Below are 16,149 nucleotides of genomic sequence, written 5' to 3'. Positions count from 1 at the left end.
CGATTGCACCTCGAGGGTAAGAAGGTGGCGGTAGTCGGGCTGGGGGTTTCCAACCTGGCCCTGGCGCGCTTTCTCGTGCGCCAGGGGGCGCGGGTGACCCTCCTGGACCAGAAGCCGGCCCGGGAACTGGGCGAGCGCCTGCAGGAAGTGGCGCAGTGGCCCGTGCGCACCGTACTGGGTCCCGGGTACCTGGACGTCCTCTCCGAGGGGTTCGACGTGGTGTTCCTCACCCCCGGCATGCCCAAGCACCTCCCCCAGGTGGAGGAGGCCAGGCGGCGGGGTGCCGTGGTTTCGGGGGAAATTCCCCTGTTCCTGGAACTGTGTCCCGCTCCCGTGGTGGGCATCACCGGCAGCGCCGGCAAGACCACCACCTCCACCCTGGTGGCCCGCATGCTGGAGGCATCCGGCTACCGGGTGTACCTGGGCGGGAACATAGGAGCCCCCCTCATCGACCGGGTGCACGAGATCCCCCCTTCCGCACGGGTGGTGCTGGAGATTTCCTCTTTTCAACTGGAACTGACCGAGCGCAGCCCGCACGTGGGGGTGCTGCTCAACCTGTTCCCCGATCACATGGACGTACACTCCTCGTGGGACGAGTATGTGGCGGCAAAGCGCAGGATTTTCCTGCATCAGACCCCCCAGGATTATGTGGTCCTCAATGCCGAGGATGATGTGGTGGCGAGTCAGGCCGAAGACGCCAGGGGAAAAGTCCTGTTTTTTGGTGAGCAGGGTCCCTTCCCCCGGGGGGCATGGGTGGAAGGGCAGGGTGAGGGGCGGAAACTGGTTCTGCGCCTGCCCCGAGAAGAAGCGGCACCCGTGTGCCCGGTGGCGGCCCTGCGCCTGGTGGGCCGACACAACCTCCTCAACGCCCTGGCGGCAGCGACGGCGGCCGGGCTGGTAGGGGGGCAGCGCGCCGCCATGGCCCAGGTGCTGGGTAGCTTCACCGGGATTCCCCACCGGCTGGAGCGGGTGGCAGAGGTGGACGGGGTCCTCTACGTCAACGACTCCATCGCCACCACCCCCGACCGGGCCCTGGCTGCCCTGGCCTCGCTGCCGGGTCCCCTCATCCTGATCGCGGGAGGGTACGACAAAAAACTGGACTTCGCCGGGTTCGCCCGCGGGGTGCTGGGGAAGGTGCGCCACCTTATATTGCTGGGGGCCACGGCGCCGCGCATCAGGCTCGCCGTGGAGCAGGCGGCTGCGGAGACCGGCCTGCCCGGCCCGGGCCTGCACGAGGTGGCCGGCATGGCCGAGGCCGTCGAGCTTGCCCGCTTCCTGGCCCGGCCCGGGGATACCGTGTTGCTCTCGCCCGCGTGCGCGTCTTTCGGTTTGTTCCGCAACTACGAGGAGAGGGGGGCGGTGTTCAGAGAGCTGGTGCACCGCCTGGCAAAGGGGGCGGACCGGTGACGACGTCTGATGACGGCCGGGAGCGGGAGGCCTGGCGCGGCGGGCACCGGGGCCGGGTTCCCGCGCGCGTGCAGGCGGACCGGGAGGTCATTGCCCGGGTGGATCGCCTGCTCGAGGAGCGGTACGGCAGCGATGAGTCGCGGCTCTTGCTGGGGCAGGTGGGACGCGACCCCGTGGACGTGCTGGTGGCCACCGTCCTCTCCCAGGCCACCTCAGACCGGGCGAGCATGGAAGCGTTCCGCCGCCTGAAGGAACATTTCCCCCGCTGGGAAGCCGTCCTGGAGGCCTCGCCCGCCCAGCTGGAAAAGCTCATCGCTCCCGCCGGCCTGGGGCGCCAGAAAGCCATGCGCATCGCGGCCATCCTGAAGGCACTCAAGGCCCAGGCTGGCCGGGTATGCCTGGATTTCCTCCGCGGGGTCCCGCCTGAGGAGGCGCGTCGCTTCCTGGAGGGGTTGCCCGGAGTGGGTCCGAAGACGGCGGCCTGCGTGCTCCTGTTCGGGCTGGGGCGGGCGGCATTCCCCGTCGATACTCACGTGTACCGGGTCGCGCGCCGGCTGGGGCTGGTGCCCCCTAAGGCGGACAGGGTCCGGGCACAGAGAATCTTACAGGAGAATCTGGATCCGGATCGCTACTTCCGCCTGCACGTGAACCTCATCGCCCACGGGCGGGAGGTGTGCCGGGCGCGCCGTCCCCGGTGCCCCGAGTGCCCGTTGCGTTCCCTTTGTGACGCTGCTTCCATTCCCGCCAGCCCTCAAGCTCCATGAACTCGGCCTCGATTTCCGCGCGGTCGGGAAGGATGTCCGGGATCAGGGTGAGGTCGTGCTCGCAATGCGGGCATATCCAGCGGATAGGGGTGGTGGCCGCCGAATAGGAAAGCCTCTGGCAGTTAGGGCACCTTTTCCAGGGCACGGGTGAGTCCCCCCTTCTCTTCCTCCCAAACTTTATCACCCGTGGTATTCATCGTCAAAGGGGGAGCAAAGCTGATGGGTGCCGCCGCATTCAATCACCTCCATCTGCACACCGAATTCAGCCTGCTGGACGGGGCAGCTCGCATTGAGCAGGTGGTCCCCCGGGCTGCGGCCATGGGGATGAGCGCCCTGGCCATAACCGACCACGGTGTCATGTACGGGGTGGTGCCCTTCTACCAGGCCTGCCTGCAGCACGGTGTCAAACCCATCCTGGGATGCGAGGTGTACGTCGCCCGCCGCACCAGGCACGACCGCCAACCCAGGGTGGACGAGGATCCCCACCACCTGGTGCTCCTGGCCCGGGACCAGCAAGGTTACCGCAACCTCATGCGCCTCGTTTCCCTGGCCCACATGGAGGGATTCTACTACCGGCCCCGGGTGGACTGGGAACTGCTGGAGAGGCACCATGGGGGCCTCATCGCCCTCAGCGCCTGCCTGGCGGGAGAGGTGCCGCGGGCCGTCCTGGAGGACGGGGCGCGAGCGCGGGAGATCGTGGCCCGCTACCGCGACCTGTTCGGGGCCGATTCCTTCTACCTGGAAGTGCAAGAGAACGGCCTTCCCACCCAGCGCCAGGTCAACCGGGAGCTGGTGCGCCTTGCCAGGGAGATGGGCGTGGGCCTGGTGGCGACCAATGACGTCCACTACCTGGAACAGGCGGACGCCCGCATGCACGACGTGCTCCTGTGTATCCAGACCCAGAGCACGGTGGATGATCCCGGACGCCTGCGCTTCGGGTCTGACCAGTTTTACCTGCGCTCCCCCCAGGAGATGGGACACCTCTTCCGCGAGTTGCCCGAGGCCCTGGGGGCCACCGTGGAGATAGCGGAGAACTGCCAGGTTGAACTGCGCTTCGGGCAGCTTCACCTGCCCCAGTTCCCGGTACCCGAGGGGGAAACCGAGGCTTCTTACCTGCGTCACCTTTGTTACCAGCGTCTGCCGCGGCGTTACCCCCAGGCCCCGCCCGAAGTGATGGAGCGGCTGGAATACGAACTGAGCATGATCGAGCGCATGGGCTATCCCGGTTATTTCCTCATCGTCTGGGACTTCGTGGAGTTCGCCCGGCAGCACGGTATCCCGGTAGGGCCGGGGCGGGGGTCGGCGGCCGGCAGCCTGGTGGCATACGTCCTGGGGATCACGGACGTGGATCCTTTGCGCCACGGTCTGCTTTTTGAGCGTTTCCTCAACCCCGAGCGGGTTTCCATGCCGGACATGGACATCGACTTCTGCTTCGAGCGGCGGGACGAAGTGATCCGGTACGTGGTGGGAAAGTACGGGCAGGATTGCGTGGCCCAGATCGTCACCTTCGGCACCATGAAGGCACGCGCGGCCATCCGCGATGTGGGCCGCGCCCTGGGGCTCCCCTACGGGGAAGTGGACCGCATCGCCAAGATGGTGCCTCCCGTGCTGGGTATCACCCTGGACCAGGCCCTGGAGACCAGTCCCGACCTGGCCCAGGCATATCGAGGCCGGGAGGAAGTGCGCGAGGTGGTGGACCTGGCCCGCCAGATCGAGGGCATGCCCCGGCACGCTTCCGTCCACGCCGCCGGGGTGGTCATCGCGCCCGAACCGCTGATCGACCTGGTGCCCCTGCAGAAGACCCCCGAGGGGGCGGTGGTGACCCAGTTCCCCATGGAGGTGCTGGAGGAACTGGGCCTCCTCAAGATGGATTTCCTGGGCCTGCGCAACCTCACCGTCATCGACCACGCCGTGAAGCTGGTGGGCAGGACAGGAGAGGAAGTGGACTGGCACACCATCCCGCTGGATGATCCGGCCGTGTACGCTCTCCTGAGCCGGGGGGAAACACTGGGCATATTCCAGCTGGAAGCGGGCTGGGTTCAGGATCTCCTGCGCCAGCTGCGCCCCGCCACCTTCGAAGACATTGTGGCCATCGTGGCCCTGGTGCGCCCCGGGCCTATGGAACAGATACCCGAATACCAGCGGGCCAAGCAGGAGGGGGCACGGTATCTTCATCCTAGCCTGGAGCCCATCCTGAAGGATACTTACGGCGTGATGATATACCAGGAACAGGTCATGCAGGTGGTATCTCAACTGGCGGGATTCACCCTGGCCCAGGCTGACATCCTCCGGCGCGGGATGGCCAAGAAGAAGCCGGAACTGGTGGCGGCGCAGAGGGTGCGTTTTATCGAGGGAGCCGTCAGCCGCGGGGTAGACCGCCAGGTGGCGGAGCAGGTTTTCTCGGCCATCGAGCGGTTCGCCGGCTATGCCTTCAACCGTAGCCATGCCGCGGCGTACGCCTTGCTGGCGTATCGTACCGCATACCTCAAGGCGCATTATCCCCTGCAGTACATGGTGGCACTGCTGACGTCGGTCATGGACTCCACCGACGACGTGGCGGTATACGTCGAAGAATGCCGGCGGTTGGGAGTGACTCTGCTGCCTCCGGACGTCAACCGGGGGGAACTGGAATTCAGCATCGAGAAGGACGCAAGCGGCCGGGATGCCATTCGCTTCGGGCTGGGTGCCATCAAGAACCTGGGGCGGGCGGCCATCGAGTCCATCCTGCGGGCGCGAGAGCAGGGCCCCTTCCGTTCCCTGCACGACTTCTGCGAGCGGGTGGACACCCGCCACCTCAACCGGCGGGCAGTGGAAAGCCTCATCAAGGCAGGGGCATTCGACAGCCTGGGGGCGAAGCGAGCCCAGCTTCTGGGCATCCTGGATCAGGCCCTGGAGCGGGGGCAGGGTGAAGCACGCGGTGCAGGGCAGCTCTCATTCTTCGACCTGGGTGCAGAAGAATTTGCCGCGCAGGATCTGCTCCCGGATGTGCCCGAGTTTCCCCAGGCCGCGCTGCTGGCCATGGAAAAAGAAGTGCTGGGTCTTTATCTCTCGGGCCATCCCCTTGACCCCTTCCGTCCCCACCTGGAGAAGGGTGCCACCCACCGTTGCGCAGACCTGCACAATGCGACCGACGGCAGCACGGCTACGGTAGGGGGCGTGGTGCTGGGTGTAAAGCGCATCAGCACCAGGGCAGGGGAACCGATGGGATTCGTGGAACTGGAAGATACGTCGGGGCACGTCGAGGTGGTGGTGTTTCCGCGGGTTTTCGAGAAGTTCCGGGGGTGCCTGGTGAAGGATGCTGTTGTCCTGGTGAAGGGTACCGTGCAGCGATCCGAAGGGGAGGAGGGACAGCGGGTCGTCAAGCTGATGGCCGAAGAGGTAATCCCCCTGGCCTGCCCGGGTTCCCTGGTGGTGGAACTCCGCACGGTCGAGCAGGAGGAAAAAGCGCTCCGCGAATTGAAGGGCATTCTTGCCCGGTACCCGGGCAGTTTGCCCGTTCGGGTGGACTTCGTGAGGCGGAAGAAGGCGATTTTGGTGGAGCCGGGCCTCTGGGTGGAGGACACCAACGAGTTGCGGTGGGAGTTACAGGATTTGCTGGGGGATGGCGCCGTCTACGCCGCCGGAGAGGTGAGTTAGGACGGCAGGGGCACAATCCCGGTTACGATCCTAGACACAGGCCGAAAGGGCCGGGAGGTACCATGGGCCGGGGCAAAACGGTGACTGGGGTCTGGAAGGTGGTGCACATCGCTCCCCACCGGTCGGGGGCAGAGGCTGCCCGGGAGGCGCTGGCGAAGGAGGGCTTCATGGTCATGCTTCGCCCCGTGCAGGCCGCGGCCGGCGTGGGAGGTTCCTCTTTCGAGGTGCTGGTATTGAGGAGCGAGGCGGCGGAGGCCACCCGGATTTTGCAGGCCGTCCTGGGCAGAATCTATGGCTGTGACGCGACGTGGGGCGACTGACAGGGCGGTCTGGTGAGGGTGCAGAGTCGGTGGTGAGGGTGCAGAGTGGGTAGATTTGGGGTTCTGACGAGCGGCGGTGACGCCCCGGGAATGAATGCGGCCGTAAGGGCGGTGGTCAGGCAGGCGGTCGCGGAGGGCGCCGAAGTTGTGGGGATCGAGCATGGGTTTGCCGGCTTGCTGGCCGGTGGGTTCCGGCCCCTCCCCCTGGGGTCGGTGGGAGGCATCCTGCACCGGGGCGGAACGGTGCTGTTCACCGCCCGCTGCGAGGAATTCAAGGAACGGGCTGCCCAGGAGCGAGCAGTCGCCAACTTGAGGGCGGCGGGGATTGACGGGCTGGTGGTGATAGGGGGCGACGGCTCCTTCCGGGGTGCTCAGGCCCTCCATGAGCTGGGCCTGGCCGTGGTGGGGGTGCCCGCCACCATCGATGACGACATCCCCTTCACCGAGCATTGCATAGGGTTTGACACGGCCGTGAACACGGCAGTGTGGGCCATCGACCGCATCCGGGACACGGCCACGTCCCACGAGCGCATATTCGTCATCGAGGTGATGGGCCGGGACTCCGGCCACCTGGCCCTGGCCGTGGGACTGGCAGCGGGGGCGGAGTCGGTGGTGGTCCCCGAGTTCCCCGAGCCCATCGAGGTCATCTGCGCCAGGGTGCTGCGGGGCAGGAATCGGGGCAAGAAGCACGACCTGATCGTGGTGGCGGAAGGGGCCGGAAGCGCTTACGACCTGGCCCGGGAAGTGCAGGCCCGCACCGGCATGGAGACGCGGGTGACGGTGCTGGGGCACATACAGCGCGGGGGATCGCCCACCGCTTACGACCGCGCCCTGGCCAGCCGCCTGGGGGCGGGAGCGGTGCAGGCGTTGCAGCAGGGGATGAGCGGGGTGATGGTCGGCACCGAGGGCGGAGAAGTGAGGTTTACCCCTCTCCCGCGCGTTTTTTCCCAGCGACGCCCCCTGGATCGCCGCCTGTGGGAACTCACGCACATCCTCGCTATCTGACCGGTCGTCCGGTCAGCTAGCCCCGGCCCGGGCTCGATGCTGCAGACGTCTTCTTCCCGCCGGGAAAGCTGACAGCGGTTCCCGGCGGAAGTAAATGCAATGAAATGATGGGGTGAATGGTCGATGAGCGGGAACTGGCGGCGGACCAAGATAGTAGCCACCCTGGGACCGGCATCCTCCCATCCCGATGTCCTCCGGGGCATGGTGCGGGCCGGCATGAACGTGGCGCGCCTGAATATGTCCCACGGCCGCCTGGACGAGCACCAGGCCCGCCTGGATTCCCTGCGCCGGGTGTGCCGGGGAGAGAAAGTCACGGTGGGCGTCCTGGTCGACCTGCGCGGCCCGGAGGTGCGGGTGGGTCCCATCGCAGGAGGTTCAGTGCTCCTCGAAACAGGAGCGCGCTTCTGTCTTGTCACCGCCGCCGTCACCGGAGACAGGGACAGGGTGATGGTCAATTACCCGGGATTTCCGGGCGACGTTTCCGCGGGGCAGCTACTACTTCTGGACGACGGCAACATCGCCCTGACGGTGGAAGAGGTCGGCGGAGACGAGGTGCGCTGCCGGGTAGAGCGGGGAGGGGTGCTGGCTCAGGGCAAGAAGGTGGTGGTGCCCGGCGGCCTGCTCAATCTGCCCGCGGTCTCCGAAGCCGACCGGGAAGCCATCGCCTGGGGGGTGGCCCAGCAAGTGGACTTTTTTGCCTGTTCCTTCGTGCGCCGCGCCGCCGACGTGGTCGAGGTGCGGCGGGTGGTGGAGGAACTGGGCGGGGACCAGGAGATCGTAGCCAAGATCGAGACCCGGCAGGCTCTCGAGGATCTGGATGCCATCATGAAGGTTTCCGACGGACTCATGGTGGCCCGGGGCGACCTGGGGGTGGAAATGCCGGCCGAAGAGGTTCCCCTGGTCCAGAAGGAGCTGATCACCCGGTGCAACATGCTGGGCAAGCCGGTCATCACCGCCACCCAGATGCTGGAGTCCATGGTAGAGCGGCCAGTTCCCACCCGGGCCGAGGCTTCCGACGTAGCGAACGCCATCCTGGACGGTACCGACGCGGTGATGCTCTCGGCGGAAACAGCCCTGGGCAAGCACCCGGTGGAGGCAGTGGCGTTCATGGCCCGCATCGCCGCCCGTACCGAGGAGGCGCTCCCCTACGACCGCATCCTGGCCGCCCGCGAGCGGGGGCCCCTGGAGGCAGTGACGGACGCCATCAGCCACGCCAGCTGTCGGGCGGCCCGGGACCTGGGGGCGGCCGCCATCATTACCCCCACCCAGTCGGGGTACACGGCCCGCATGGTGGCCAAGTACCGGCCTGCCTGCCCCGTACTGGCGCTCAGCCCTCACGAGCGGGTGCGCCGGCGTCTCACCCTGGTGTGGGGCGTTCACCCCCTGCCTTCCTCCGAGACCACGGACCCGGAGGAGATGTTCTCCGAGGCCATAGCCACCTGCCTGGCGGCCGGGTACATATCCCAGGGGGACCTGGTGGTGATCACCGCCGGCATTCCGGCGGGAGTGCCGGGTACCACCAACCTCCTCCGTGTGCACACGGTGGGGGAGATTCTGCTCCAGGGACGGGGGGTGGGATTCCGCGCCGGTTCCGGCCGGGTGTGCGCGGGGCGTTCACTGGAAGAGGTGCGGGACCGCTTCCGTCCCGGCGACGTGCTGGTGGTGCCCGCGACCGACGCCGGGTACGTCCCTCTCCTGCGCCAGGCGGCCGGTTTGGTGGTGGAGGAGGGCGGTCTCAGCTCCCATGCCGCCATCTGCGCCCTGGAGATGGACCTACCGGCGGTGATTGGGGCGGAGGACGCCACCCGCAAGCTCCAGAGCGGCGCGGTGGTCACCGTGGACGCCCGCCGCGGCCTGGTCTACCGGGGTCGCGCCCACGTCCCCTGACCGGCCGCGTGCGCCTCCCCCCATGGATTCGGCACTGCAATGCTTCTAAAAAATGGTGCCGGAGGTGGGAATCGAACCCACACGGGGATTGACCCCATCCGCTTTTGAGGCGGACCCGTCTGCCCGTTCCAGCACTCCGGCTTGCCCTGTTATATTAGCAAAGCTGTGGTGCCCACGCAAGGCATTTGCAGACAGGCATTTGCAGAACACCCACGCCGGCCGTGAGCTACGACGGGGCCGGCCGCGGGAGCAGTTCTTTTGCTCCGGGCAGGAATTTTTACGGTACCCGAGAAATATCCTTCGTGTTACGCGGATTTGAAAGGAGGCTACCCGGTTGCAGTGGCGAGAGGTATGCGACGGTATTCCCGCCTACGAGCGGTTTCTGACCGTGGATGAACTGGAGGATAGTGCAGAACGCCTGCGCGAACAATTCCCGGCCCTGGTGGACCTGGTGGAAATCGGGCAATCCCGGGCCGGACACCCCATCCGGGCGCTGAAGATAGGTGCGGGGCCGCGGCGGGCGGTGCTGTTCGGCTGCCCCCATCCCAACGAGCCCGTGGGGGCCATGATGCTGGAGTACCTCTCCTGGCGGCTGGCCCAGGACGATGAGTTGCGGGAGAAGCTGGGCTACACCTGGTACCTGGTGAAGACCATCGATCCGGACGGTACCAGGCTGAACGAGGGCTGGTTCCGGGGTCCTTTTACCCTTTTTAACTACGCCCGTCACTATTACCGCCCGGCGGGGTTCGAGCAGGTGGAGTGGACCTTCCCCATCCGCTACAAGACCCTGGTGTGGGAGAAGCCCATCCCCGAGACGCAGGCCCTCATGCGCCTGATCGACCTGGCCCGGCCTGGCTTCATGTATTCGCTGCACAACGCCGGCTTCGGCGGGGTGTACTGGTACGTGTCGCGTCCCTGCCCGCCGCTGTACGAACGGTTCCACCAGATCGTCCGTGAGCAGGGACTCCCCCTCAGCCTGGGGGAGCCCGAGATGCCCTTTGCGAAGAAGTATGCCCAGGCCATCTTCGAGATGCCGGGCACGCGGGACACTTACGACTACTACGAGAAGTACGCGGGCAAAGACCCCGCCACCATCATCAGTGCGGGGACGTCCTCGGTGGATTACGCCCGCGAGGTGGCGGGGAGCTTCGTCCTCGTCTGCGAAGTGCCTTACTTCTACGACCCGCGCATCGAGGATACATCTCCGGCCGACATCTCGCGCCGGGAGGCAGTGCTGGCGTCCATCGAGATCGACGAGAAAGCGCGGAGTTACGTAGAGAACATCTTCACCAGAATCCGCGATCAACTGACCCGGCCCAGCCCCTTTGTCACTGCCCTCACCGACTTCCTGCGGCACGGGCGGGACGGCCTGGAAGCAAAGCGGCGCTGGGCCAAGAGCGATCCCGAACTGGAACGACCGGCCACCGTGGCCGAGAAGTTTGACAACCTGCAGGTCACCCGCTTCTACCGGCTGCTGTTACTGGGCCTGCTGCACCGTGCCATCGAGTACCAGCTCGCCGGCTCCTCGGAAGACCAGCGCACGGCCTCGCCCGAGGACGGTCTTGTTGCCTCCGGCTGCGGCGCCGCAGGCCAGCTGGCGCGGGTGCGCGAAGAAGTGTACCGGGAGCTCGGGGAGCGCGCAGCGGAATTGGAATCCCAGCTCAACTGGCGTCCCATCCCCATCCGCAAGCTGGTGGCGGTGCAGCTGGCCAGCGCTCTGGAGGCCGCCCGTTACGCAGCAGAAGGAGGCGAAAGGTGATGCTGGCGATCAGGGCCGGGCGCACCCACACCTGCGGCCCGCGGGGCACGCTGCCCCAGGCGGTCATCCTGATCGAAGGTGACAAGATCGTGGCCGTGGAGGAACGCCTGGATCCTCCCGTGGACGCGCGGGTGATCGATGCCACTGCTTTCACCCTGACCCCCGGGCTGGTGGATGCCCACACCCACCTGGGATTGCAGCGGGAGGGCCTGAGCGTGCCCGATGCCAACGAGGATACTTCCCCCCTCAATCCCCACCTGCGCGTGCTGGATGCCTTCGATCCCCTGGACGAGGGACTGGCGGACGCCTGCCGGGCGGGGGTGACCACCGCCTGTGTGCTGCCGGGCAGTACCATGTCCTTCGGATCGCCGGTGGAACGCATCAGCGTCATCGCCGGCCAGGGCGCCGTGGTGAAGACCTGGTGCCGGGGGGAGCCGGTGGTGCTGCGGGAACCGGCCGCCATGAAGCTGGCCTTCGGCGACCACCCCAAGCGTACGTTTTCCGAGAAGAAGGCGCCCCCGGCCACCCGCATGAACATCGTGGGCATGCTGCGGGAAAGCCTGGCGGGGGCGCGCGCGTATGCCGAGGCCCGCTCCGGCACGCGCGCCTGTGCGGAGACTCGCTCCGGCGCGGCTGCCGGCGATCAGGGGCGCCCTGGCGAGTACGACCTCAAGAAGGAGGCCCTGGTTTCCTTGCTGCGGCGGGAGTTTCCCGCTCGGGCCCATGTGCACCAGACGCAGGATATCCTGGCGGCGCTCCGCCTGGCCGAAGAGTTCGGCATCGACCTGGTGCTGGACCACGTGACGGAAGGATACCTGCTGGCGGATGCCATCGCCCGCCGGGGCATCCCCTGTGTGGTTGGTCCTCTCCCCTTCGCCCGCCGGGGGCCGGAACTGAAGAACCTTTCCCTGGCCAATCCGGCCCGCCTGGCCGCGGCCGGAGTGAAGCTGGCCATCATGAGCGACTCTCCCACGTTTCCGGCCGGGTACCTTCCCATCCATGCCGGCATGGCCGTACGGGAAGGTTTACCCTACGAGGAGGCGCTGCGGGCGATCACCATCTCCGCGGCAGAGATCCTGGGGGTCGCCGATCGGGTGGGTTCGCTGGAGCCGGGCAAGGATGCGGACATGGTGGGTTTCTCCGGCGATCCCCTGCAGGCTACCGGCCGGGTGAGCCTGGTGCTGGTATCGGGTGAGGTCGTGGTGGGAGACCCCGGCACGGCCGTGCCGGCACAGGGGGATCGGGGCAAAGGGGGAAGGTGCTGATGCTGGCCATCAGGGGTGCCACCATCTGGACGGGCACGGGCGAAACCATAATAGAAGAAGGCACGCTGCTCGTAGAAGGGGGCCGCATTGCCGGCGTGGGCCGGCGGCTCGCCGTCCCTGCGGGGGCCGGAATGGTGGAAGCGCGGGGGTTGTTCCTCGTGCCCGGGTTCATCGACTGCCACTGCCACGTGGGCATAGTCCCCGAGGAGCTGGACTGGGAGTATTCCGACGTCAACGAGACCACCGACCCGGTGACCGGACACGTGCGCGCCATCGACGGGATCGATTTCGATGATCCCGGCTTCCGCGATGCCCTGGAGGGCGGGGTGACCGCCCTGCTCATCCATCCGGGCAGTGCCAACGTGATCGGCGGCACCGATGTGGCGGTAAAGGCAGCCGGGCCCGACCTGACGCGCCGTGTCCTGCGGGACCCGGCGGGGATGAAGATGGCCTGGAGCCGCGGGGGCAAGTTCGGGAGGTTCCAGGGGAAAAACATGCCCTATCCCACCACCCGCATGGGGGTGGCGGCCATCCTGCGCCAGATGTTCGCAGAGGCGCGCCAGTTGATGGAGGGGGGCGAGGAAGCCGTTCCCGCCGCCAAAGATCCTGCCCGGCGCATGACCCTGGAAGTGCTGGCCCGCGTGCTCAGGCGGGAGATCCCCGCCCGCGTGCACTCCATGCAGCCCGTTGATTTCCACGGCCTCTTCCGCCTGCAGGACGAGTTCGGGTTCCACTTCACCATCGATCATGGGGACGAGGCTCACGTTGTGGCAGACCTGCTGGCCCGGCGGGGCATCCCGGTGGTGTACGGTCCCATCCTGGGCGACAGGCGGGTGCCCACCTACCCCCGCTCGGACCCCCAGGCTCCCCGACTGCTGGCGGAGGCCGGGGTGCTGGTGGCCCTGCAAACCGACCACCCGGTGGTGTCCATCCGCGACCTGCGCCTGCAGGCGGGGATCGCTGTGCGCTACGGCCTCCCGCCGGAGGAAGGCATGAAGATGATAACGGTTAACGCTGCTCGCATCATGGGCGTGGAAGACCGGCTGGGCACCCTGGAACCGGGCAAGGACGCCGACTTCAGCCTGTTCGCGGGGCACCCCCTGGAGCCCCAGAGCCGGGTCCAGTGCGTCTTCATCGACGGCGAGCCGGTCTACGGCTCTCTCCCCTGACGGCCGCCGCTGGCGCGGGGCCTCGGTCCCCCGCCCGATGGGGCGGGAAATGAGGGGTGGTGCACGCATAGAGTGCTAGGGTGGAGTGTGATCGCTCCTGGCACTCAGGCGGGCAGTACAGGACATCCTCATCATCCTCATCTGTCTTATCGTCCTGGCGGTGAACGCCTCCGCCTGTGACCCTGCTGCCGCAGCGGGACGCCCCGGTGCTGCGGCCGGCCCCGGCCACGCTGGTCTTGCTGGTATCCCGGCTGGTGCGGCCGCACCGCGGTCGCACCTGGTGACAGCAGGCCAGTTCCCGCCGGATTTCCTGCTGCTCAACCTGCCCTCCCTGCGGGTGCAGGTGTGGAGGGATGGGGTGCTGCAGGGATGTTACCCCGTGGCCATAGGCAGGCCTTCCCAGCCGACTCCTACCGGCATCTACCGCGTGGTGACCAGACGGCTGCATCCCACCTGGTACCCTCCTGAGGGCGGGCCTCCCGTGCCGCCCGGCCCGGACAATCCCCTGGGCTCCCGTTTCCTGGGCCTGAACCTGCCCGACTACGGCCTGCACGGCACCAACGCACCGGATTCCATCGGGCGGGCGGTTTCCCGGGGATGTATCAGGCTCTCCGAGGAAGACGTACACCTGCTCTGGCGCTGGGCATATCCGGGCATGCCGGTGCGAATAGTGTATGAGAGGATAGTGGGTAGTGTTGCCAGTTGGGGCACTGCCCTGGTGGTGTTCCCCGACCCGTACCAGACCAGCGACCTCACCCCCCGGCACCTGGCGGATCTTTGTCCCTGCCCCGAGGAAACCCTTCCCCTCGCGGAAGATGCTCTGGCCTGGGCGCCGGATGGGCCCGTAGTCCTGGTGAGTGCCTTCCCTCCTCGCCCGGAGGCACCTATCCGCTTGCTGGACAAAGGTTTCTGGCTGGCAGGGAAAGGAGTTGGGCACGAGGTGTCGAACTAGCTTCCTGGCCCTTTGAATGGAGGGGGTCTTTCTGGACAGCTACGCAGAAGGCCTCATCGAACGGTGCAGGCGCGGCAACGTAGAGGCCTTCGAGGAATTGATCGCGCCATATATGCAGAAGGTGTACAATCTCGCCCTGCGCCTGAGCCGGAACCCCGAGGACGCCAGCGACCTGGCGCAGGAGGCCCTCTTGCGTGCCTTCGTGAGCCTGCGGGATTTCCGCGGAGAGTGTGCCTTTTCCACCTGGCTCTACCGCATCACGTTCAACGTGTGCCGGGACGAGGCCAGGCGTCGCCGCCGGCACCCGTCCCTATCGCTCGATGAACCCCTGGCTTCCGGCGAAGGCGAGAAGAGCCCCCGGCAGCTCATCTCGCCCACCGGCGATCCGGTCGAGGAGGTGGAAACCCGGGAGGTCCGCGATGCCATCTGGGAGGGCATCCGGTCCCTGAGTCCCGAGTTCCGTGCCGTACTGGTGCTGCGAGACATAGAGGGTCTTGCATATGAGGAAATCGCCCAGGTGCTGGATATCTCCCTGGGAACGGTGAAATCCCGGCTCAACCGGGCCCGCAGTGCCCTCAAGGCAAGGTTTGCCTCTCAGGAACTTTTTTCGGGACAAAACGTCAGTAGGGACAGAGGGAGGCCCAGTCGTTGAACTGCCAGCAGGCACGCAATCTCCTGTCCCTGTATATAGACGGTGAGCTCCCGGCGGCGGAGCGGGCGCGTCTGGAGGACCACCTGGAGCAGTGTGACGAGTGCCGGTGTGAGCTAGCGGAGCTGCAGGCGCTCGTAAGTGCTCTCGGGGCGCTGCCCCGAGAACCTCTTCCGGCTGAGTTCGGGGAGCAGCTGCACGCCAGGCTGGTGCGCAGGTCGTGGCGACTGGTGTGGGCCCGCCTTTTGCCCGGTCCGGTTGCCTTCTACCCGGCTTGGGCGCGCGTGCTGGCTGTGGCCTGCCTGGTGGTATTCCTGGGTTCCAGCCTCATGGTGGTGGCCGGCCTGGGTCGGGGTTGGTGGTCGCCTGCGGAGAACCCCTTCCTGGCGCCCTCGTTCGCCTCCGGTGTCGAGGGTGGACCGGGTTCTCCCGTCTGGAAGGGAACTCCGCCCGGGGACGACCGCGTCTTGACCGGCAGCGAGGTGGCCAGCAGCGACCGTACCGCCGGGTTGAGCCGGACGACCGGTCCGGTGATCGCGCCTGACGTGCGTCCCCAGCTGGGCGCAGGCGGGGCCTCGGTGGCGGTGGGCCAGGTACAGGGGATGCAGGTTGCCCTGCAGGGCAGGATGGAGCTTCAGGTGGCGAATATCGAAGAGGCGGTATCTCGCCTCACCACCCTGGCCGAGCAGGCGGGTGGCTACCTGCAGGATTCCACGGTTACCTCCCAGGACGGCGGGCGCCAGGCCGTGGTGGTGGTGCGGGTCCCCGGGAAGTCGTTGAGCGGGGTCATGCAGCAGGTCAGTGCCCTGGGCCGGTTGCTGGGCCAGAGGGTGACCACCCGCAGCCTTACCCAGGATTGGGTGGACGCGGAAGCCCGCCTGCGCATCATGCGGGAGCAGGAAAAAGCCCTCACGGCCCTCATGTCCGGGGCGCGCAATATTGACGAGGTGCTGCGCATTCAGTACGAACTCTACCGTTTGCAGGGTGACATCGAATCGCTGGAGGCCCGGATGAAGTACCTGCAGGAAGACCTGGACATGGCCGCGCTGCAGGTGGTGCTCCGGGAGGCAGGCACCGCGCTGGGTGCCTGGCAGAGGGCCCAGGTGGCCTTCCTGGGGACGGTGAGAGCCATGGAGCGGCTGGGGCAGGAGGCAATCGTATACGTGGCCCAGGCCTTCCCGGTTGTGTTGCTGGCCGGTCTGGTGTGGCTGGTGTATGCCCGGTTCGGGCACGGACGCCGGCACCGCTGACTGCGACCGTCGGAACGAGCGGGCCGGGTGTGGCTCACCCGGCCCTTCGATTTTCCTGGCCGCGTGCAGATTGCTGACGGGGGCTG

The 16,149-nt window shown here is 67.0% G+C and carries 12 protein-coding genes and 1 tRNA gene; 12 read left to right on the top strand and 1 reads right to left on the bottom strand.

Annotated elements, in window-relative coordinates; genetic code table 11:
* The first annotated feature begins 3 nt into the window (after positions 1 to 3).
* The 6 genes from murD to pyk all read left to right on the top strand — a co-directional run bounded on the left by murD (position 4) and on the right by pyk (position 9,019).
* The gene (gene murD / locus AB1446_12810) at positions 4 to 1,407 is read left to right on the top strand and encodes a UDP-N-acetylmuramoyl-L-alanine--D-glutamate ligase (GenBank protein MEW6547765.1); all 1,404 of its coding nucleotides are present in this window, start codon (positions 4 to 6) and stop codon (positions 1,405 to 1,407) included.
* Positions 1,404 to 2,171: an endonuclease III gene (gene nth / locus AB1446_12805; protein MEW6547764.1), complete on the top strand. Its 768-nt coding sequence runs from the start codon at positions 1,404 to 1,406 to the stop codon at positions 2,169 to 2,171. The genes murD and nth overlap by 4 nt, the downstream gene beginning before the upstream one ends.
* A gap of 219 nt (positions 2,172 to 2,390) precedes the next feature.
* Positions 2,391 to 5,807: a DNA polymerase III subunit alpha gene (locus AB1446_12800; GenBank protein ID MEW6547763.1), complete on the top strand. Its 3,417-nt coding sequence runs from the start codon at positions 2,391 to 2,393 to the stop codon at positions 5,805 to 5,807.
* An 80-nt stretch (positions 5,808 to 5,887) separates the two neighbouring features.
* On the top strand, positions 5,888 to 6,127 hold the full coding sequence (locus tag AB1446_12795) for a glutamate decarboxylase (protein MEW6547762.1): 240 nt from the start codon (positions 5,888 to 5,890) through the stop codon (positions 6,125 to 6,127).
* A gap of 45 nt (positions 6,128 to 6,172) precedes the next feature.
* The gene (gene pfkA / locus AB1446_12790) at positions 6,173 to 7,132 is read left to right on the top strand and encodes a 6-phosphofructokinase (protein ID MEW6547761.1); all 960 of its coding nucleotides are present in this window, start codon (positions 6,173 to 6,175) and stop codon (positions 7,130 to 7,132) included.
* A 123-nt stretch (positions 7,133 to 7,255) separates the two neighbouring features.
* Complete coding sequence (gene pyk, locus AB1446_12785; protein ID MEW6547760.1) at positions 7,256 to 9,019, top strand: pyruvate kinase; 1,764 nt, start codon at positions 7,256 to 7,258, stop codon at positions 9,017 to 9,019.
* A gap of 53 nt (positions 9,020 to 9,072) precedes the next feature.
* On the opposite strand, the gene AB1446_12780 is transcribed toward pyk, so the two are convergent.
* Positions 9,073 to 9,160: transfer RNA gene (locus AB1446_12780), tRNA-Leu, on the bottom strand.
* A gap of 193 nt (positions 9,161 to 9,353) precedes the next feature.
* Here AB1446_12780 and AB1446_12775 point away from each other — a divergent pair.
* From AB1446_12775 to AB1446_12750, 6 genes are all read left to right on the top strand, one after another.
* Positions 9,354 to 10,778 (top strand): M14 family zinc carboxypeptidase, encoded by a 1,425-nt coding sequence (locus AB1446_12775; GenBank protein ID MEW6547759.1) that lies wholly within the window; start codon positions 9,354 to 9,356, stop codon positions 10,776 to 10,778.
* Positions 10,778 to 12,043, top strand: coding sequence for an amidohydrolase (locus tag AB1446_12770; GenBank protein MEW6547758.1), 1,266 nt, complete (start codon positions 10,778 to 10,780; stop codon positions 12,041 to 12,043). Before AB1446_12775 ends, AB1446_12770 begins: the two co-directional genes overlap by 1 nt.
* Positions 12,043 to 13,212 (top strand): amidohydrolase, encoded by a 1,170-nt coding sequence (locus AB1446_12765; GenBank protein ID MEW6547757.1) that lies wholly within the window; start codon positions 12,043 to 12,045, stop codon positions 13,210 to 13,212. Before AB1446_12770 ends, AB1446_12765 begins: the two co-directional genes overlap by 1 nt.
* 280 nt (positions 13,213 to 13,492) lie before the next feature.
* Entirely contained in the window at positions 13,493 to 14,164 is a 672-nt protein-coding gene (locus tag AB1446_12760; GenBank protein MEW6547756.1) for a L,D-transpeptidase family protein, read from the top strand.
* A gap of 16 nt (positions 14,165 to 14,180) precedes the next feature.
* Entirely contained in the window at positions 14,181 to 14,816 is a 636-nt protein-coding gene (locus AB1446_12755) for a sigma-70 family RNA polymerase sigma factor (protein MEW6547755.1), read from the top strand.
* Positions 14,813 to 16,063, top strand: coding sequence for a DUF4349 domain-containing protein (locus AB1446_12750; protein ID MEW6547754.1), 1,251 nt, complete (start codon positions 14,813 to 14,815; stop codon positions 16,061 to 16,063). The genes AB1446_12755 and AB1446_12750 overlap by 4 nt, the downstream gene beginning before the upstream one ends.
* Positions 16,064 to 16,149 lie beyond the last annotated feature (86 nt).

Source organism: Bacillota bacterium (assembly GCA_040757085.1).
In the GTDB taxonomy this organism is placed as follows: Bacteria; Bacillota; Sulfobacillia; order JACIYH01; family JACIYH01; genus JACIYH01.
Note: the sequence above shows the minus strand (reverse complement) of the source record. Positions and strands in the feature narration are given on the sequence as shown.